At 60.2% G+C, this 19,662-nt stretch carries 18 protein-coding genes and 1 pseudogene; 9 read left to right on the top strand and 10 right to left on the bottom strand.

Annotated features, from left to right (window positions below; genetic code table 11):
- Positions 1–317: 317 nt before the first annotated feature.
- The 3 genes from U5A08_RS09435 to U5A08_RS09425 all read right to left on the bottom strand — a co-directional run bounded on the left by U5A08_RS09435 (position 318) and on the right by U5A08_RS09425 (position 3,396).
- Positions 318–1,976: a cation acetate symporter gene (locus U5A08_RS09435; protein ID WP_253394415.1), complete on the bottom strand. Its 1,659-nt coding sequence runs from the start codon at positions 1,974–1,976 to the stop codon at positions 318–320.
- Positions 1,973–2,284 carry a DUF485 domain-containing protein gene (locus tag U5A08_RS09430; protein ID WP_253394414.1) on the bottom strand — a complete coding sequence of 104 codons (312 nt, stop codon included), beginning with the start codon at positions 2,282–2,284 and terminating at the stop codon, positions 1,973–1,975. Before U5A08_RS09430 ends, U5A08_RS09435 begins: the two co-directional genes overlap by 4 nt.
- A 260-nt stretch (positions 2,285–2,544) precedes the next feature.
- Positions 2,545–3,396: a glycine betaine ABC transporter substrate-binding protein gene (locus U5A08_RS09425; RefSeq protein ID WP_253394413.1), complete on the bottom strand. Its 852-nt coding sequence runs from the start codon at positions 3,394–3,396 to the stop codon at positions 2,545–2,547.
- Positions 3,397–3,727: 331 nt separating this feature from the next.
- Between U5A08_RS09425 and U5A08_RS09420 the strand changes: the two genes are divergently transcribed.
- Complete coding sequence (locus U5A08_RS09420; RefSeq protein WP_321851292.1) at positions 3,728–5,281, top strand: glycoside hydrolase family 17 protein; 1,554 nt, start codon at positions 3,728–3,730, stop codon at positions 5,279–5,281.
- 48 nt (positions 5,282–5,329) lie between these two features.
- Here U5A08_RS09420 and U5A08_RS09415 read toward each other — a convergent pair whose 3' ends face one another.
- Positions 5,330–5,698 (bottom strand): hypothetical protein, encoded by a 369-nt coding sequence (locus tag U5A08_RS09415; protein ID WP_253394409.1) that lies wholly within the window; start codon positions 5,696–5,698, stop codon positions 5,330–5,332.
- A 236-nt stretch (positions 5,699–5,934) separates the two neighbouring features.
- Here U5A08_RS09415 and U5A08_RS09410 point away from each other — a divergent pair, with 236 nt between their 5' ends.
- Together U5A08_RS09410 and U5A08_RS09405 are read left to right on the top strand one after the other, a co-directional pair.
- Positions 5,935–7,233 carry a serine/threonine protein kinase gene (locus U5A08_RS09410; protein WP_253394407.1) on the top strand — a complete coding sequence of 433 codons (1,299 nt, stop codon included), beginning with the start codon at positions 5,935–5,937 and terminating at the stop codon, positions 7,231–7,233.
- Entirely contained in the window at positions 7,226–8,014 is a 789-nt protein-coding gene (locus U5A08_RS09405) for an MlaA family lipoprotein (protein ID WP_253394405.1), read from the top strand. The genes U5A08_RS09410 and U5A08_RS09405 overlap by 8 nt, the downstream gene beginning before the upstream one ends.
- Before the next feature lie 71 nt (positions 8,015–8,085).
- Here U5A08_RS09405 and U5A08_RS09400 read toward each other — a convergent pair whose 3' ends face one another.
- The 5 genes from U5A08_RS09400 to U5A08_RS09380 form a co-directional block, all read right to left on the bottom strand.
- A complete protein-coding gene (locus tag U5A08_RS09400; RefSeq protein WP_321851290.1) occupies positions 8,086–8,850 on the bottom strand; it encodes an amino acid ABC transporter ATP-binding protein in 765 nt (254 codons plus the stop codon).
- A 29-nt stretch (positions 8,851–8,879) separates the two neighbouring features.
- The gene (locus U5A08_RS09395; protein WP_253394401.1) at positions 8,880–9,602 is read right to left on the bottom strand and encodes an ABC transporter permease; all 723 of its coding nucleotides are present in this window, start codon (positions 9,600–9,602) and stop codon (positions 8,880–8,882) included.
- Positions 9,599–10,315, bottom strand: coding sequence for an ABC transporter permease (locus U5A08_RS09390; RefSeq protein ID WP_253394399.1), 717 nt, complete (start codon positions 10,313–10,315; stop codon positions 9,599–9,601). The genes U5A08_RS09395 and U5A08_RS09390 overlap by 4 nt, the downstream gene beginning before the upstream one ends.
- A gap of 17 nt (positions 10,316–10,332) precedes the next feature.
- Positions 10,333–11,085: a transporter substrate-binding domain-containing protein gene (locus U5A08_RS09385; protein WP_253394397.1), complete on the bottom strand. Its 753-nt coding sequence runs from the start codon at positions 11,083–11,085 to the stop codon at positions 10,333–10,335.
- Positions 11,086–11,272: 187 nt separating this feature from the next.
- Positions 11,273–12,187, bottom strand: coding sequence for a DUF808 domain-containing protein (locus U5A08_RS09380; RefSeq protein WP_321851288.1), 915 nt, complete (start codon positions 12,185–12,187; stop codon positions 11,273–11,275).
- Positions 12,188–12,322: 135 nt separating this feature from the next.
- Here U5A08_RS09380 and U5A08_RS09375 point away from each other — a divergent pair, with 135 nt between their 5' ends.
- Positions 12,323–12,928 (top strand): TetR/AcrR family transcriptional regulator, encoded by a 606-nt coding sequence (locus tag U5A08_RS09375; protein WP_253394394.1) that lies wholly within the window; start codon positions 12,323–12,325, stop codon positions 12,926–12,928.
- A 135-nt stretch (positions 12,929–13,063) separates the two neighbouring features.
- Here U5A08_RS09375 and U5A08_RS09370 read toward each other — a convergent pair whose 3' ends face one another.
- Positions 13,064–13,504, bottom strand: coding sequence for a GlcG/HbpS family heme-binding protein (locus tag U5A08_RS09370; RefSeq protein ID WP_321851287.1), 441 nt, complete (start codon positions 13,502–13,504; stop codon positions 13,064–13,066).
- A gap of 265 nt (positions 13,505–13,769) precedes the next feature.
- Between U5A08_RS09370 and gcl the strand changes: the two genes are divergently transcribed.
- From gcl to U5A08_RS09345, 5 genes and pseudogenes are all read left to right on the top strand, one after another.
- Entirely contained in the window at positions 13,770–15,545 is a 1,776-nt protein-coding gene (gene gcl, locus U5A08_RS09365) for a glyoxylate carboligase (protein WP_321851286.1), read from the top strand.
- A gap of 10 nt (positions 15,546–15,555) precedes the next feature.
- On the top strand, positions 15,556–16,338 hold the full coding sequence (gene hyi / locus U5A08_RS09360) for a hydroxypyruvate isomerase (RefSeq protein ID WP_321851285.1): 783 nt from the start codon (positions 15,556–15,558) through the stop codon (positions 16,336–16,338).
- 85 nt (positions 16,339–16,423) lie between these two features.
- Positions 16,424–17,314, top strand: a complete 891-nt coding sequence (locus U5A08_RS09355) for a 2-hydroxy-3-oxopropionate reductase (protein ID WP_253394386.1) — start codon at positions 16,424–16,426, stop codon at positions 17,312–17,314.
- 204 nt (positions 17,315–17,518) lie between these two features.
- Positions 17,519–18,327: pseudogene (locus tag U5A08_RS09350) on the top strand (ion transporter).
- Positions 18,328–18,423: 96 nt separating this feature from the next.
- Positions 18,424–19,428 (top strand): sulfate ABC transporter substrate-binding protein, encoded by a 1,005-nt coding sequence (locus tag U5A08_RS09345; protein WP_321851282.1) that lies wholly within the window; start codon positions 18,424–18,426, stop codon positions 19,426–19,428.
- Positions 19,429–19,662: the final 234 nt, after the last annotated feature.

The following is a 19,662-nucleotide window of genomic DNA, read 5'->3' as shown; positions in this document are numbered from 1 at the left end:
CTGTTTTGTCTGAAACGCCGCTATCGGGAGCAAGCCCCCTCCCACATTTGACCGAGTACCCACCTTGGAATGCAGCCAAATGTGGGAGGGAGCTTGCTCCCGATGGCAATGCCCAGGCAAAAAAATGCCCCAGCCTGTCGACCGGGGCTTTTCCTATTGAGCGACAACCTCCCACATTTGCCCGACAACCCACCTTGGAATGCAGCCAAATGTGGGAGGGAGCTTGCTCCCGATGACAATAGCCCGGCCAACACAACCCCCCAGCCAAAAAAATGCCCCGGTTTTTCGACCGGGGCATTTCCTATTGAGCTACAACCTTAGTGAGCAACCGCCCCACTCGCCCCCAGGCCAGTCTGCGAACGCACAAACTGCGGGAAGTACAGCGCCCGTTCCTTGACTGCCGCCGCCGACTTGTCGGTGATGGAGAAGAACCAGATACTGACGAACGCGATGATCATCGAGAACAGCGCAGGGTACTCATACGGGAAGATGGCTTTTTCGTGATGCAGGATCGACACCCAGATGGTCGGCCCCAGGACCATCAGGCCCACGGCACTGATCAAACCGAGCCAGCCACCAATCATTGCGCCACGGGTGGTGAGGTTCTTCCAATACATGGAAAGCAGCAACACCGGGAAGTTACAGCTAGCCGCGATGGAGAAGGCCAAGCCGACCATGAACGCAATGTTCTGGCTTTCAAACAGGATACCCAGACCGATTGCCAGCACCGCCAAAGCGATAGTGGTGATCTTCGAGACGCGAATCTCATCCTTGTCGTTGGCCTTGCCTTTCTTGATCACGCTGGCATACAGGTCGTGGGACACCGCCGAAGCACCGGCCAGGGTCAAGCCCGCAACCACCGCGAGGATGGTGGCAAACGCCACAGCCGAGATGAAGCCCAGGAAGATACTGCCACCCACCGCGTTGGCCAGGTGAACCGCTGCCATGTTGTTACCACCGAGCAAAGCGCCTGCAGCATCCTTGAACGCCGGGTTAGTGCTGACCAGCAGGATCGCACCAAAACCGATGATAAAGGTCAGGATGTAGAAGTAGCCGATGAAGCCAGTGGCGTACAACACGCTCTTGCGGGCTTCCTTGGCGTCGCTCACGGTGAAGAAGCGCATCAGAATGTGCGGCAGGCCGGCGGTACCGAACATCAGTGCCAAGCCCAGGGAGAACGCGGAGACCGGATCTTTCACCAGGCCGCCAGGGCTCATGATCGCCTCACCTTTAGGGTGAACCTTGATCGCCTCGGAGAACAGCGTGCTGAAGTCGAAGTTGACGTGCTTCATCACCATTACGGCCATGAACGTAGCACCAGACAGCAGCAATACTGCCTTGATGATCTGCACCCAGGTGGTCGCCAGCATGCCGCCGAACAGCACGTACATGCACATCAGGATACCCACCATGATCACCGCTATGTGGTAATCGAGGCCGAACAGCAGTTGGATCAGCTTGCCCGCGCCGACCATCTGCGCGATCAGGTAGAACGCTACCACCACCAGCGAACCACACGCCGACAGGCTGCGGATCTGGGTTTGCCCGAGGCGGTAGGACGCCACGTCGGCAAACGTGTATTTGCCCAGGTTACGCAAGCGCTCGGCGATCAGGAACAGAATGATCGGCCAGCCCACCAGGAAGCCAATCGAGTAGATCAGGCCGTCGTAGCCGGAGGTGTATACCAGTGCGGAAATACCCAGGAAGGACGCGGCAGACATATAGTCGCCGGCAATCGCCAGGCCGTTCTGAAAACCGGTGATCTTGCCGCCGGCCGCGTAATAGTCGGCCGCCGAATTGTTGCGCTTGGACGCCCAGTAGGTGATGCACAACGTCGCGCCTACAAAGACCACGAACATCAGGATCGCTGGAATATTCAGCGGTTGTTTTTGCACTTCACCCGTCAATGCCTCCGCCGCCCATACAGCAGGCGCGAAGACCGAAGCACCGAGTACAGCCAATAGACGACGGATCATTGCGCAGCCTCCTTGAGAATCGCATTGTTCAGGTCGTCGAATTCGCCGTTGGCGCGTCGCACGTAGATCGCAGTGAGGACAAAGGCCGAAAGAATCAGCCCGACACCGAGAGGGATTCCCCAGGTGATGGACGAAGTGGGGCTGATCTTAGCCCCCAGCAATTGTGGCCCGTAGGCGATCAACAGGATGAATCCGGAGTAAAGCCCTAGCATGATCGCCGAGAGAATCCAGGCGAACCTTTCCCTTTTTCTAACCAGCTCCTTGAAGCGCGGGCTGTTTTGAATCGAGAGGTAAATGCTGTCGTTCATTGTTTTTATCCTCGCAGCACAGCTTTGTTATTATTGAAACAATATCCACTGTATGCGACTGCGGGACACGTTCCAGACGACCTTAGTATTAGGAGGGAGTGTAGCGAGGGTTTGCGAGGGCGCAGAAACATTTGCGGGCGGCGAAAATAATGTGGGAGGGGGCTTGCCCCCGATTGCGGTGTGTCAGTCACTGATGATCTGACTGATCCATCGCTATCGGGGGCAAACCCCCTCCCACAAGGGGTTACATCAAAGGGGGGTTACTTGGCGAGCCACTCGGCAACCCGCTCAGGGTGCTTGGCGACCCAGTCTTTGGCGGCTGCATCAGGCTTGGCGCCTTCCTGAATGGCGAGCATGACTTCACCGATTTCGTCCTTGGAAGCCCATTGGAATTTCTTCAGGAACGCCACGACTTCCGGCGCTTTCGTCTCCAGGCCCTTGCTGCCGATGCTGTTGACGGTTTCAGCCGCGCCATAAATCCCTTTTGGATCGTCCAGGAAACGCAGTTTCCACTTGGCGAACATCCAGTGTGGCACCCACCCGGTGACCGCAATGGAGTCCTGCTTGTCTTCGGCACGGGTCAGTTCGGCGATCATCGCGGCGCCAGAACTGGCTTGCAGCTTGTACTCCAGGCCATAGGCCTTGATCGCTTCGTCGGTCTTGAGCATTACGCCTGAACCGGCGTCGATACCGACGATCTTGTTCTTGAAGGTCGTATCGGTCTTGAGGTCTTCGATGGACTTGGCCTTGACGTACTCCGGCACGATCAGGCCGATCTTCGCATCCTTGAAGTTGGGGCCATAGTCGACCACCTTGTCCTTGTTCTTGGCCCAGTATTCACCATGGGTCACGGGCAGCCAGGCAGAGAGCATGGCGTCGAGCTTGCCCGTGGCAACGCCTTGCCACATGATCCCGGTGGCGACCGCTTGCAGTTTGACGTCATAACCGAGCTTTGCCTTGATCACCTCTGCCGCCACATGGGTGGTGGCAACGCTGTCGGACCAACCGTCCACATAGCCGATGCTCAGGGTTTTGCTGTCGGCGCTGGCCAGTGTGGAACTCATCGCAACTACCAGAGTGGCAACTGCGCCCAAGAGTCGTCGCATCTTCATCGTACTTCCCCGAAAGTGCTGCGCCCGACGGATGTCGAGCGACGTCAACCTGTTGTTATGTGGTGCGCCGCGCCCCCTTCACGCGCATCTTTCCGGCCGCTACGACATCAGTGGAGTGCTGACACTTCGATCATCAACCTGCCGGGGCCTTTGTCCTGCTCTGTCAGCGACCTCAGGTAAGCAAGAAACGACATCACATCGCCAGCTAGCGCTTTTATGGGACACTCGCCGCATACCCCGCCCGAACTTTGCATGTCTAAATCATGCAGCCCCACTGGGACGCGACAAATCCGGGTAAGATGCGCGCCTTTGCTCCCCAGATAAGCCGACCATGCCCGCGACTGCCCGCTTCCCTGCCCTGCCCTATTTTTTCGCCTCGATCCTCGGCCTGCTCGCGCTGATCGGGTACTGGTACGGCCTCGGCCGGCCGGTGGTGTTGCCGGACGTGGCCAGCGCCAGCCACAAGCTGCAATGCGCCTCCTACACGCCCTTCGACAAGGACCAATCGCCGTTCGACCAGCCGTTCACGCTGCGTCCCGAGCGCATGGACGCCGACCTGGCCCTGCTGGCCACTCGCTTCGAATGCATCCGTACCTACTCCATGACCGGCCTGGAAGCCTTGCCGGACCTGGCGCGCAAGCACGGGCTGAAACTGATGATCGGCGCCTGGGTCAACGGCAACCCGCTCGACACCGAGAAAGAAGTGGATGCCTTGATCGCCTCGGCCAACGCCAACGCCGACGTGGTCACCTCGGTGATCGTCGGCAACGAAACCCTGCTGCGCAAGGAAGTCACGGCCGCACAGTTGGTGAAGCTGATCCATAAGGTCAAAAGCCAGATCAAGCAACCGGTCACGTATGCCGACGTCTGGGAGTTCTGGCTGCAACACCCGGAAATAGCCCCGGCGGTGGATTTCCTGACCATCCACTTGCTGCCCTACTGGGAAGACGATCCTTCCGGGATCGACCAGGCACTCAAGCATGTCGGCGATGTGCGCCAGACCTTCGGCAACAAATTTGCGCCCAAGGACGTACTGATCGGCGAGACCGGCTGGCCCAGCGAAGGCCGCCAGCGCGAAACTGCGGTGCCGAGCCGGGTCAATGAGGCCAAGTTCATGCGCGGCTTCGTGGCCATGGCCGAAGCCAATGGTTGGCACTACAACCTGATCGAAGCCTTTGATCAGCCGTGGAAGCGTGCCAGTGAAGGCGCTGTCGGGGGGTACTGGGGCTTGTTCGATGCCGACCGCCAGGACAAGGGCATCCTCGCCGGCCCAGTGACCAACGTGCCGTACTGGCCGCTGTGGCTGGGCGTGGGCGGAATCATCCTGTTGGGCACGCTGGCGCTCGGTGGGCGGGTGCGCAGCCTGCGCGCCGCCTGGCTGCTACCGCTGCTCGGGGCCGTCGCCGCCTGCTCCATCGGCACCTGGGCCGAACTGACCCGCGTAACTGCACGCTTCAATGATGAATGGGTGTGGGCGGGGCTGCTGGTCGCGTTGAACCTGTTGGTACTGGCACACGCAGCCCTGGCCTTGAGCGACCGCGAGGGTTGGCGCGAACGAGCATTCAACTGGCTGGAGCAGCGCGCAGGCGGGTTGGTGGCAATCGCCGGGTTCGCGGGTGCGGTCATGATGCTGGCGCTGGTGTTTGACCCACGTTATCGCAGCTTCCCAAGTGCGGCGCTGGTACTGCCCGCCTTGGTCTATCTGGTTCGCCCCGTGACCGGGCCACGTCGGGAAATCGCCCTGCTGACCTTTATCATCGGTGCCGGCATTGCGCCTCAGCTGTTCCGCGAAGGTCTGCTGAACCAGCAGGCGTGGGGTTGGGCGCTGGTCAGCGGGTTGATGGTTGTGGCTTTGTGGCGCTGCTTGCGGATGCGCAAGGCTTAAGAGCGCCATCGGGGTGCGACGATTCGACTTGCCCCCCGATTGGCCCTATCAGGCGCCCCGAGGCTTGCGGACCAACCGCAACCCCGCAATCACCACTGCAAACACCGCAAACGTGGTGTTGTACAACGCCAGCGCTGGCAACCCGAACACCAGCCCCAGCACCGCCAACCCCCACCCCGCGCGCCCCGGCACGAAAAACGCCAGCATCGACGTCATCAGCGCCGCCCAGCCCATCATTTTGAAGTGAATCATCAAACCGAGGTTCGAACGCACCTGGCATTCCCAGCGGCTGGCTTCATCCGCACAAATACCGACCCACCGGCCATCCTCCATAAAGCCGTAACGTGCGGCATAACTGGCGGCCAGCCATAACGGCAGGGCAATAAGCAGCAGGATCAGCGGCAAGCGGCGGGACATGGAGCACTCCGATTAGGCAAAAACGGCGCTCAGCTTAATCCCCCGGCGGCCGTTAGCAAGATGTGTACGCAGATAAGTGTCCATCATTGCGTCGCAAAGTGTATCTTCTGGCGACTATCACCCCGATTCCGACGTTTTTTTCCGATTTTTCGTGCCGAAGGCTGGCACTTCGGTGGCAACGCGGTGGTCATAGCCTGCGAACTTCATTCAGCACGTTTCCTCTTAGGGATTAAGTCATGCTCCGTTCCTTGCGCTGCGCTGCCTTGCTAGGCAGCCTTTTTTTGAGTGCGTCAGCACTGGCCGTCGACATCGACCAGGCCAGCTATGGCTTCCCTTTGACCAACCCGTTCGAAGCGACCATTGCCACCACGCCGCCTGACCTTCGGCCCAGCTTGCCGAGCAACGACGAAATCAACCAGTCCGACTACACCCTGAACATGCGCCCCGAGCGAGAGTTCAGCCTGCCCGACAACTTCTGGGCGGTGAAGAAACTCACCTACCGCATCGCCAAACAAGACCGCGCTGCGCCGCTGATCTTCCTGATCGCGGGCACCGGTGCGCGGTTTGACAGCAGCATCAACGAGTACCTGAAAAAACTCTACTACCAGGCCGGCTACCACGTCGTGCAACTGTCATCGCCGACCAGCTTCGACTTCATGAGCGCAGCCTCGCGCTTCGCCACGCCTGGCATCACCCAGGAAGACGCCGAAGATATGTACCGCGTGATGCAAGCAGTGCGCGCGCAGAACGCCTCGCTGCCGGTCACCGACTTTTACCTCAGCGGCTACAGCCTCGGCGCGCTGGATGCGGCCTTTGTCAGCAAACTCGACGAAACCCGCCGCAGCTTCAACTTCAAGAAAGTGCTGCTGCTCAACCCGCCGGTCAACCTGTACACCTCAATCACCAACCTCGACAAGCTGGTGCAAACCGAGGTCAAGGGCATCAACAACACCACAACCTTTTATGAGCTGGTGTTGAACAAACTGACCCGTTACTTCCAGCAAAAGGGCTACATAGACCTTAACGACGCCCTGCTCTACGACTTCCAGAACTCCAAGCAACACCTGACCAACGAACAAATGGCCATGCTGATCGGCACCACGTTCCGCTTTTCGTCGGCCGACATCGCGTTCACCTCGGACCTGATCAATCGCCGTGGCCTGATCATCCCACCGAAGTACCCGATCACCGAAGGCACCAGCCTCACGCCGTTCCTCAAGCGCGCGCTGCAATGTGACTTCGATTGCTACCTCACCGAACAGGTCATCCCGATGTGGCGCGCCCGTTCCGATGGCGGCAGCCTGTTGCAACTGGTCGATCAGGTCAGCCTGTACGCCCTCAAGGACTACCTGCACACCAGCCCGAAAATCGCCGTCATGCACAACGCCGACGACGTGATCCTCGGCCCGGGCGACCTCGGCTTCCTGCGTCAAACCTTCGGCGATCGCTTGACCGTCTACCCGCTGGGCGGCCATTGCGGCAACCTCAATTACCGCGTCAACGCCGACGCCATGCTGGAGTTTTTCCGTGGCTAAATATCTTCTGCTGCTTGCCGCCCTGATGTGCGCAAGCGTGGCCAATGCCGACAACAGCAAGGCTCACGCGCCCACCGTCGTGGGTGCCGACGGCTTCAAGGAGCCGCTGAGCAAGCTCAAGTTCAACCCAGGCCTGGACCAGCGCGAATTCGAACGCTCGTCGCTGACCGCCCTCAACGTGTATGACCCGTTGGAGTCGTGGAACCGCCGCGTGTACCACTTCAACTACCGCTTCGACCAATGGGTGTTTCTGCCGGTAGTCGACGGTTACCGCTACGTCACGCCGAGCTTCCTGCGTACCGGCGTGAGCAATTTCTTCAACAACCTGGGCGATGTGCCCAACCTGTTGAACAGCCTGCTGCAACTCAAGGGCCACCGTTCCCTGGAAACCACCGGGCGCCTGCTGGTCAACACCACCCTCGGCGTCGCCGGCCTTTGGGACCCGGCCACCTCCATGGGCCTGCCGCGCCAAAGCGAAGACTTCGGCCAGACCCTGGGCTTCTATGGCGTGCCTGGCGGCGCCTATCTGGTGCTGCCGATCCTGGGCCCGTCGAACCTGCGCGATACCACCGGCCTGGTGGTCGACTACAGCGCCGAATCGCAAATCAACTTCCTGAACGTCTCCGAAGTCAGCTCCAACCATCCGGAGATCTGGGCCCTGCGCGTGGTCGACAAGCGTTATCAGACCAGCTTCCGCTACGGTCAGTTGAACTCGCCGTTCGAGTACGAAAAGGTGCGCTACATCTATACGGAATCGCGCAAATTGCAGATTGCCGAATAAGCGCAGCGCGCGGTAAACAAGCCATTCGACGCGCTCGAATGGCTTTTTTTTGCCTGCTCGATGCCAGCCGCCTACCCCAGCACCTGCGCCAGAAACGCTTGGGCACGTGGCGTTCGCGGCGCAGTGAAAAACGCCTCCGGCGGCTGGTCTTCGATGATCCGCCCGCCATCGAGAAACAGCACACGCCCGGCGACTTGCCGGGCAAAGCCCATTTCGTGAGTGACGCAGAGCAGGGTCATGCCGCTTTCGGCGAGCATGACCATCACGTCCAGCACCTCGCCGACAGCCTCCGGGTCCAGCGCTGACGTCGGCTCATCGAACAGCATGATTTTTGGGGCCATGCACAATGCCCTGGCAATCGCGACCCGTTGTTGCTGGCCGCCCGACAGTTGCGACGGGTATTTTTTCCAGTGTTGATCAATCCCGACTTTTTTCAGCAGCGCCATGGCCTGCTCCTGTGCACTGTCGCGGGGCATGCCGCGCACGGACATCGGCGCCAGCATGCAGTTTTGCAAGACGGTCAGGTGCGCAAACAGGTTGAAGCCCTGAAACACCATGCCGACCTCACGCAAGGCTGCCCGGCAGAGCGTCGGCGAAGCGCTCAAGTCGGTGCCCAGCACCTGGATTCGGCCCTGCTGCGCCGGCTCCAGACGATTGAGGCAACGGATCAACGTGGACTTGCCGGAGCCCGAGGTACCGCACAGCACAATGCGTTCGCCTTGCACCACCCGCAGGTCGATGCCGTGCAACACCTGATACGGGCCGTACCATTTGCTCAGCCCTTCGACGTCGATGACCACCGGCGCAGGTGGGCAGATCAACTGCTTTAACTCCATTGATGACCCCATGTGCCCGCCCTCTTCTATCATTCGTCAGTTGGCCGCAGATGCTGGGTAAGTCGACGATCAAGACGCTTCACCCCGCGCCGGACACACTCGACCACCACCAGGTAAACCAGCGCCACCCACACATACACCTGGAAATCAAAAGTGCGTGAGAACGCCAGCTTCGCCACGCCCATCAAATCCAGCAAGGTCACCAGCGACACAATCGCGCTGGCCTTGATGATCAAAATCAGTTCATTGCCCAGTGGCCCCACCGTCACGATGAGCACCTGCGGCAAAGTCACCTTGAAAAACGTGGTGGTGCGGTTCAACCCCAACACCGTCGCGGCCTCATAGTAGGCACGCGGCACGGAGAGCAACCCGCCACGAAAGATCTCGGCCTGGTAGGCCGCCGTATTCAAGGTGAACGCCAGCAAAGCGCAAAACCATGGGTCGCCGAACCACCCCCACAGGCCAAGGTCGCGCCAAAAACCATGGAAGGAACCCAAGCCGTAATAAATCAGGAACAGTTGCGCCAGCAGTGGAGAGCCCCTGAAAAAGTAGACATAGGCCCTGCACGCGTACTGCAACGAACGCCAGCGCGAAGTCCTGCCCAACGCCAACAGCACGCCGAGCACCATCCCGACGCTGCTCGATAGCGCCACCAATTGCAGGGTAAGCAACAAACCATCGAGCAACTGCGCCCCATAGCGCTGAAACAGTTCAAGCCCGAGCCACTCGGCAAAGCGCTCGCCCGCCGTCATGAGGCACGCTCCCGGCCCTGGCCGTAGTGCTTTTCAAGCTGCGCGATGCAAAAACCCGAGATCGATGACAGCAGCAGGTACAGACAACACGCCGCCAGATAAAACAGCATCGGCTCCTTGGTGGCGTTCACCGCCAGGCTGGTCTGGCGCATCAAGTCCACCAGGGAAATGGTCGACACCAACGCCGTGTCCTTGAGCAGGCTCAACCAGTTGTTCGACAGCCCCGGCAAGGCGATCCTCATCACCTGCGGCAGCACCACCTTGAAAAACGTCTGCCTGCGACTCAAGCCCAGTGCCTGGGCGCCTTCATACTGACCGCGTGCCACGGTCTTCAGCGCACCCAGCCACACTTCGCTGGAAAAGGCCGCCAGCACCAGGCTGAACGCGATCACCGCCGCCACAAACGCGTTGATGGAAAACTCGGCCGAACCGCCCCAATACGCCTGGAATTTCTGTAGCGCGATCTGGATGCCGTAATACACGATCAATAACGTCAGCAACTCCGGCAAGCCACGAAAACACGTGGAGAACAGTGCCGCCATCGCCCTCACCGTTGCGTTAGGCGATTTGCTGCACAACGCCACCAACAAGCCCAATGGCAACCCCAGCGGCACACACGCCAATGCCAGCGCCATCGTGACCCCAGCGCCCGCCAGCAGCGCGCCGCCCCAACCGCCCGCGCCCAACGACAACAACCCCAATGACTCGAACATGGAAGACACTCCCGTGCTTAATCATCCTCAAGGCCATGGGCCAACTTGAGCTGTCGATACGTGCCGTCGGCGACCACATCCGCGATGGCCTGGTTCAGCCTGATGCGCAACGCCTCATCAGCCTTGCGCACGGCAATACCGGCATCGCTTTGCGTACCGGGGATAGCCAGCACCCGGCAACACTGCGGGTCGGTGCTCTTCAACCACTCCTGCATCGGCGCGCTGTCGTTGACCACCGCATCCAGGCGACCATTGAGCAGGTCACTGTTGGCCTCGTCCTGCCCGACATACAACTTGACCCGCGCGCCATTGGCGCCATAGACATCCTGGTTGTAGATGCCCTGGGTCGAGGACGATTGAGCGCCGACCGTCTTGCCGGCCAGCGTGGCCGGTGCAGTGTCCTGAATGTCGCTGCCCCTGGGCACTGCCAGGACCATGCGCGTGCGGTTGTAGGGCTGGGTGAAGCTGACGGTCTTCTGGCGCTCTTCGGTGATGGCCATCGAGGCGATGATCGCGTCGTACTTTTTCGCGAGCAGGCCCGGGATGATGCCCTCCCAGTCCTGGGCAACAATCGTGCATTCGACGCCGAGCCTGGCGCATAGGGCGTTCGCCATATCGACGTCAAAACCACGCAGTTGGTTATTCGAGTCCACGTAGTTGAACGGCGGATAAGCGCCCTCCGTGGCGAAACGCAGCGGTTGCGCGTGGGCCACCGACAGCAGCCCGAGGGTGATCGTTACGGCATAGAGCGTCTGTTTGACGTGTTTCATGAAGGCACCTACCGAATTATTTTTATTCTGGGTAGTGCCTGAGGCCTGGTTAACCTGAAGGGATACGGGTAATTGACGCAGGCTCAGTCACTGACCAAGCGGACACTACGCCAACTTGCACAAATAATCTATTTTTTACAGACGGTCCATTTCTGAGTTTTTTGTAGGCAAAACCCTGAATATCCAATCAACCGCGCACGGCGCGCCAGGTTTTGCCCGCTACAGTGACCAGTGCCAACACCAGCGCCCCGGCAATAACGCCGGCCACCGCGTTGAGCAAGGTCGGCATCAACCACGCCAGGCCACCGGTGCTCTGGCTGACCGCCTCGATCCAGTGATGCACCACCGGCACGCCATGGGTGAGGATGCCGCCGCCCACCATGAACATCGCCGCCGTACCGATCACCGACAGGCTTTTCATCATGTACGGTGCCGCGCGCAAGATCGCACCGCCGATACTGCGCGCCATCTGCCCAGGCTTCTGGGTCAGCCACAGGCCCAGGTCATCGAGCTTGACGATGCCGGCCACCAAGCCGTAGACGCCGATGGTCATCACAATGGCAATGCCCGATAGCACGATCACCTGCTGCGTCAACGGCGCATCGGCAACGGTGCCCAGGGTGATGGCGATGATTTCGGCCGAGAGGATGAAGTCGGTGCGGATCGCGCCTTTGATCTTGTCCTTTTCGAACGCCACCAGATCGGTCGCCGGGTCCACCACGGCGGCGACCAACTGGGCGTGTTCGGCCTGGTCTTCGGCTTTGCTATGCAGAAACGTGTGAGCGAGCTTCTCAAAGCCCTCGAAACACAAATAGGCGCCGCCGAGCATCAACAACGGCGTCACCGCCCAGGGCGCAAACGCACTGATCAACAACGCCGTCGGCACCAGGATCAGCTTGTTGAGAAACGACCCCTTGGCCACCGCCCACACCACCGGGATTTCCCGCTCGGCGCGCACCCCGGAGACTTGCTGGGCATTGAGCGCCAGGTCATCGCCGAGCACGCCGGCGGTCTTCTTGGCGGCCATCTTTGTCATCAGTGCAACGTCATCGAGTACTGCGGCGATATCGTCGATCAAAACCAACAAGCTGCTTCCTGCCATGAATCGGGCTTCCATCAAGGGTGAGATGGCGCGAGCATAACGCGGCCATGGGCGTTGCGGGCACATTGTTGAGGCTCGCGGATGGCCGGTGCTACCATGCGCAACCGCCTGTCATGGCAAGGAACCCTCTGGTTTATGAGCAGCATTCGCGAGCGCAATAAAGAAAAGATCCTGCGGGCGGCAAGCGAGGAGTTTGCCGACAAGGGCTTCGCCGCGACCAAAACCAGCGACATCGCCGCCAAGGCCGGGCTGCCCAAGCCCAACGTCTACTACTACTTCAAGTCCAAGGACAACCTCTACCGCGAAGTGCTCGAGAGCATTATCGAGCCGATCCTGGCGGCCTCCACGCCGTTCAACCGGGAGGGCGAGCCGGCGGTGGTGCTGAGCAACTACATCCGCTCGAAAATCCGCATCTCCCGCGACCTGCCCTTCGCCTCCAAGGTGTTCGCCAGCGAAATCATGCACGGCGCCCCGCACCTGAGCGCCGAGCAGGTCGAGCAACTCAACGCCCAGGCCAAGCACAATATCGACTGTATCCAGCACTGGGTCGATCGCGGGCTGATCGCTGCGATTGAGCCCAATCACTTGATGTTCAGCATCTGGGCCGCGACCCAGACGTATGCGGATTTTGATTGGCAGATTTCGGCGGTGACGGGTAAAGCCAAGCTGGATGAGGCGGATTACGAGGCGGCGGCGCAGACGATTATTCGGTTGGTGCTCAAGGGCTGTGCGCCGGACTGAGACACCGAGGCGCCCGTGGCAATCGGGGGCAAGCGCCCTCCCACATTTGATCGGGTTTACACATGTCTATTTGTGAATACCGTCAAAGGTGGGAGGGAGCTTGCTCCCGATGAGGCCCTGGCAATCATCCAATAATCAGGCTGACACCCCCGCATCCGCCCACAACCCCACCCCCTCGATCGCCGTGATCGCACACTGCTCATCAATATCCGACGTATCCCCGCTGATCCCGATCGCCCCCAGCACCACCCCTTCCTGATCCCGAATCAACACCCCGCCCGGCGCCGGCACCACGCTGCCCTGCCCCAGGCTGTTCAACGCAGCGATAAATGCCGGGCGCTGCTGCGCATCCAGCGCGAGCAGGCGTGAACCTTTGCCCAGGGCAATCGCGCCCCAGGCCTTGCCGATGGCGATCTGCGGGCGCAGCAGGCTGGCGCCGTCTTCCCGTTGCAAGGTGATCAGGTGGCCGCCGCCGTCGAGCACGGCAATGGTCAGCGGTGCTGCGGCAATGGCGCGGCCTGCGGCGAGGGCCTGGCCGGCCAGGTTGACTGCGACTTTCAGGGTTAAAGCGCTCATGGGTGCCGTCCTTATTCTGTTATGGGAAAGCCGTGGACTCTTCTTCAGCAGCCACAAAACACAATAAATAGAACACAATCATCATGATTTATGTATACAAAAAATCAAAATTATCCGCGTGTCGTCGGAAAACCAGCCTAAAAATGCACCAAGACAAACGCAAAGACCGCCGAATAAAATGCATTGACCTGCGCCGCCCGCCATGAATACACTTTGCGCAGACGCAACTTGTATACAATTACAAAACGCAAGAGGCACCAAAATAATGAGCAAAATGAGAGCAATCGAAGCCGCCGTTCTGGTGATGCGCCGCGAAGGAGTCGACACCGCCTTCGGTATCCCAGGCGCCGCGATCAACCCGCTGTATTCGGCCTTGCAGAAGGTGGGTGGCATCGATCACGTCCTTGCTCGCCATGTTGAAGGCGCCTCGCACATGGCCGAGGGCTACACCCGCACCAAGGCCGGCAATATCGGCGTGTGCATCGGCACATCGGGCCCGGCGGGCACCGACATGGTCACCGGCCTGTACAGCGCCTCGGCCGACTCGATTCCAATCCTGTGTATCACCGGCCAGGCCCCCCGGGCGCGAATGCACAAGGAAGATTTCCAGGCCGTGGACATCACCAGCATCGTCAAGCCGGTGACCAAGTGGGCAACCACCGTCCTCGAACCCGGCCAGGTGCCGTATGCGTTCCAGAAAGCCTTTTATGAAATGCGTTCCGGCCGCCCTGGCCCGGTGCTGATCGACCTGCCGTTCGACGTGCAGATGGCCGAGATCGAATTCGACATCGACGCCTACCAGCCGCTGCCCCTGGCCAAACCCGTGGCCACGCGCATCCAGGTGGAAAAAGCCCTGGCCCTGCTCGACCAGGCCGAACGCCCGCTGCTGGTGAGCGGTGGCGGCGTGATCAATGCCGATGCCAGCGACCTGCTGATGGAGTTCGCCGAGCTGACCGGCATCCCGGTGATCCCGACCCTGATGGGCTGGGGCACCCTCCCCGACGATCACCCGCAGATGGTGGGCATGGTCGGCCTGCAAACCTCCCACCGTTATGGCAACGCGACGCTGCTGAAATCGGACGTGGTGCTCGGCATCGGCAACCGTTGGGCCAACCGCCACACCGGTTCGGTGGAGGTGTACACCGAGGGGCGCCGATTTATCCACGTCGACATCGAGCCGACGCAAATCGGTCGCGTATTCACCCCGGACCTGGGCATCGTTTCCGACGCCGGTGCGGCGCTGACGATGTTCATCGAAGTCGCCCGCGAGTGGAAAGCCGCCGGCAAACTCAAGGACCGCAGCGCCTGGCTGCATGACTGCCAGCAGCGCAAAGCCACGCTGCAGCGCAAGACCCACTTCGACAACGTGCCGGTCAAGCCGCAACGGGTGTACGAAGAGATGAACCAGGTGTTCGGCAAAGACACCTGCTACGTCAGCACCATCGGCCTGTCGCAGATTGCCGGTGCGCAATTCCTGCACGTCTACAAGCCACGCCACTGGATCAACTGCGGCCAGGCCGGCCCGTTGGGCTGGACCATCCCGGCGGCGCTCGGCGTGGTCAAGGCCGACCCGAGCCGCAAGGTGGTGGCGCTGTCCGGCGACTATGACTTCCAGTTCATGATCGAAGAACTGGCCGTGGGTGCGCAGTTCAAGCTGCCGTATATCCACGTGGTGGTGAACAACTCCTACCTGGGATTGATACGCCAGGCCCAGCGCGGGTTCGAAATGGACTACTGCGTGCAGTTGTCTTTCGACAACCTCAACGCTCCGGAACTCAACGGCTATGGCGTCGACCACGTCGCGGTCGCCGAAGGGCTGGGGTGCAAGGCCCTGCGCGTGTTCGAGCCAGGCCAGATCCAGCCGGCACTGCGCCGCGCCCAGGAAATGCTCGAAGAATTCAAGGTTCCGGTGATCGTTGAGATTATTCTGGAGCGCGTGACCAATATTTCCATGGGCACCGAGATCAACGCCGTCAACGAATTCGAAGACCTGGCTCTGGTCGGCAACGATGCGCCGACTGCCATTTCCCTGCTCGATTAAGGAGAACCTTATGCCGCGCTTTGCCGCCAACCTGTCCATGCTGTTCACCGAACAGGCTTTTCTCGCTCGTTTTAAAGCGGCCGCCGATGCCGGCTTCGCAGGCGTCGAGTACCTGTTCCCCTACGAATTCAACTCCGCCGAAATCAAGGCGCAGTTGGACGCCAACGGCCTGACCCAAGTGTTGTTCAACCTACCGGCCGGCGACTGGGCCAAGGGCGAACGGGGCCTGGCGTGCCACCCGGACCGGGTCGAAGAATTCCGCGCCGGGGTCGACCTGGCCATCGCCTACGCCCAGGTGCTGGGCAACACCCAGGTCAACTGCCTGGCAGGCATCCGGCCACAAGGCGTGGACGATGCCACCGTAGAAAAGACCTTTGTCGCCAACCTCAAATACGCCGCCGACACGCTGCAAGCGGTGGGTATCAAGCTGGTGATGGAAGCAATCAACACCCGCGACATCCCTGGGTTCTACCTGAACAACACCGCGCAGGCCCTGGCGATTCGCGAGCAGGTGGTCAGTGACAATCTGTTCCTGCAATACGACATCTATCACATGCAAATCATGGAAGGCGATCTGGCCCGCACCCTGGCTGCGCACCTGGGTGAGATCAACCACATTCAACTGGCGGATAACCCGGGGCGCAACGAGCCGGGGACCGGGGAGATCAACTATCGGTTCCTGTTCGAGCATTTGGACCGCATCGGTTACCAGGGTTGGGTCGGTTGTGAATACAAGCCGTTGACCACCACCGAAGCGGGTTTGGGTTGGCTCAAGACCCACAACGCGATCTGAGAGGCACGACACGAACCCCTCTCCCACATTGGGAACCCCTGTGTTTGGCAGACCGCGCTCTATCTAATAAAAAGAGGATGTCTTCATGGCTAAAATCGGATTTATCGGCACCGGCATCATGGGCCAACCCATGGCCGCCAACCTGCAGAAAGCCGGTCATCAACTGTTCCTGTCCGAACACCACGGCAAGGCGCCAGCCGAGTTGATCGCGGCCGGCGCCATCGCGCTGGCCAGCCCGCAGCAAGTTGCCCAGGAAGCGCAATTCATCATCGTCATGGTGCCCGATACCCCGCAGGTCGATGACGTGCTGTTCCGCGCCGATGGTGTAGCCGCCGGTCTGTCGCCGAACAAAGTGGTGATCGACATGAGTTCGATCTCCCCCACCGCGACCAAGGCGTTCGCCGCGAGGATCAACCAGACCGGCGCGCAGTACCTCGATGCGCCGGTGTCCGGCGGTGAAGTCGGGGCCAAGGCCGGCACCTTGAGCATCATGGTCGGCGGCGAGCCGCAGACCTTCGAGCGTGCCTTGCCGCTGTTCCAGAGCATGGGCAAGAACATCACTCTGGTCGGTGGCAACGGCGACGGCCAGACGGCCAAAGTGGCAAACCAGATCATCGTCGCGCTGAACATCCAGGCGGTGGCCGAAGCGCTGCTGTTCGCCGCGAAAAACGGCGCCGACCCGGCCAAGGTGCGTGAAGCGCTGATGGGGGGCTTCGCCGCGTCGAAGATCCTTGAAGTACACGGCGAACGCATGATCAAGGGCACCTTCGATCCGGGCTTTCGCATCAATCTGCACCAGAAGGATTTGAACCTGGCGCTGGCCGGGGCCAAGGAGCTGGGGATCAACCTGCCGAACACCGCCGGCACCCAGCAAGTGTTCAGCACCTGCACCGCCCTCGGTGGCGGTAATTGGGACCATTCGGCACTGATCAAGGGGCTGGAGCATATGGCGAATTTTTCGATTCGCGATCAGTAAGCGCTCCGTGAAATGCGAGCCAGTGTGGGAACTGGCTTGCCTGCGATGAGGACAACTCGGGCTCATTGACTTACCCATCATGCGCCCCCCCGGGTTCAGCCAGATTATCCTACAGCGCCGGCCGCCGGATGCGGCACAAAGCCTGCGTGGACAGCCCGTTCGAATCCCCCTAGGCTTGCCCGATATCCGATAGGGGCGAGAGTTATGGACAGCAACAACGACTGGCGCCAGCGTCTCTACGTCATGGTTTTCCAGAGCGACACACCCGCCGGGCGGCGTTTCGACAGCACCCTGCTGCTGATCATTCTCGCCAGCCTGGTGGTGGTGATCCTCGACAGCATTCAGGAAGTCCACGACAACTACGCCAACGTGCTGGCCTACATCGAGTGGGGCTTTACCGTCATCTTCGCCATCGAGTACGGCCTGCGCCTGTACTGCTCGCCCAAGCCGTTGCGCTATGCCTTCAGTTTCTATGGTTTGGTGGACTTGCTCGCCATCGTCCCCGGCATCCTCGCGCTGTATTACAGCGACGCCCAGTACCTGCTGATCATCCGCATCATCCGCATGCTGCGGATCTTCCGGGTGCTCAAGCTCGGGCCGTATCTCAAGCAGGCCAACTACCTGATGTCGGCGTTGCGCGGCAGCAAACAGAAGATCGTGGTGTTCCTGCTCAGCGTCTGCACCCTGGTAACGGTGTTCGGCACCTTGATGTACGTGATCGAAGGGCCGGCGCACGGCTTCACCAGTATCCCCAAATCGTGACCCTGACCACCGTGGGCTTTGGCGATATCGTGCCCAAAACCCCGCTGGGCCAGGTGATTTCGTCGCTGGTGATGATCACCGGTTACTCGATCATCGCCGTGCCCACCGGGATTTTCACCGCCGAACTGGCCAATGCCATGCGCGGTGAACAGTTGCAAACGGACTGCCCGGTGTGCAAGAAAAACACCCATGACGCGAACGCGGCGTTTTGTTCGCGGTGTGGCAACGCGCTGTTTAAGAAGCAGGAATAAGCAAAGAACTTTTTAATCTTTAAACGACTATGCCCCCCCCAGCTATAGTCGCTGGCAAAGTGCGTCTCTCTACTCTCGAACAACAAGGAATGAGCAGTGAAAAAACTCGTTAGCGCCTCTCTCCTGGCCGCCGGCCTTGCATTGGCCGGCGTCGTCCAGGCCGCACCGACCACCCTGCTCAACGTCTCCTACGACGTGATGCGCGATTTCTACAAGGACTACAACACCGCCTTCCAGAAACACTGGGAAGCCGAGCACCCGAACGACAAGCTGACCTTGCAGATGTCCTTCGGCGGCTCCAGCAAACAAGCACGCTCGGTGATCGACGGCCTGCCGGCTGACGTGATCACCATGAACATGGCCACCGACATCAACGCCCTGGCCGACAATGGCAAACTGGTGCCGGACAACTGGGTCACCCGCTTGCCGAACAACAGCGCGCCGTTCACCTCAGCCACCGTGTTTATCGTGCGCAAAGGCAACCCGAAAGCCCTGAAAGACTGGCCGGACCTGCTCAAAGATGGCGTGCAAGTGATCGTGCCCAACCCGAAAACCTCGGGTAACGGCCGCTACACCTACTTGTCGGCCTGGGGCTATGTGCTGAAGAACGGTGGCGACGAAGACAAGGCCAAGGCCTTTGTCGGCAAGCTGTTCAAACAAGCGCCCGTGCTGGACACCGGTGGCCGTGCCGCCACCACGACGTTCATGACCAACCAGATCGGCGACGTGCTGGTGACCTTTGAAAACGAAGCGGAAATGATCGCCCGCGAATTCGGCCGCGATCAGTTCGAAGTGATCTACCCAAGCGTCTCCGCCGAAGCCGAGCCGCCGGTCACGGTGGTGGACAAAGTGGTCGAGAAGAAAGGCACGCGTGCAGTCGCCGAAGACTACCTGAAGTACCTGTGGTCTCCGGAAGGCCAGGAAATCGCGGCCAACAATTACCTGCGCCCGCGTGACCCGAAAGTGCTGGCCAAGTACACCGATCGTTTCCCGAAAGTCGACTTCCTGTCGGTCGAGAAGACCTTTGGCGACTGGCGCACCGTGCAGAAAACCCACTTCAACGATGGCGGGGTGTTTGACCAGATCTACAACGGGCAGTAAGCCGCGCCCACTGAAGGAAGGCGAGCACGTGTGGGAGCTGGCTTGCCTGCGATAGCGTCGCCCTGGTGTGTCAGATACACCGGGGTGTCCACATCGCAGGCAAGCCAGCTCCCACATTTGTTTGGTGTTCAGCGTGTTTCTCAGGCTGCCGGATAGCCTGTTTCGGCAGGTGTGTCTGAATGTATCATGGGGGCTCGAAGCCAACGCCAAGGCTTCAGTCATCATTTCACGGCA

Source organism: Pseudomonas paraveronii, assembly GCF_963681955.1.
Lineage (GTDB): Bacteria > Pseudomonadota > Gammaproteobacteria > Pseudomonadales > Pseudomonadaceae > Aquipseudomonas > Aquipseudomonas paraveronii.
This window is presented reverse-complemented; position numbering and strand designations above follow the sequence as displayed.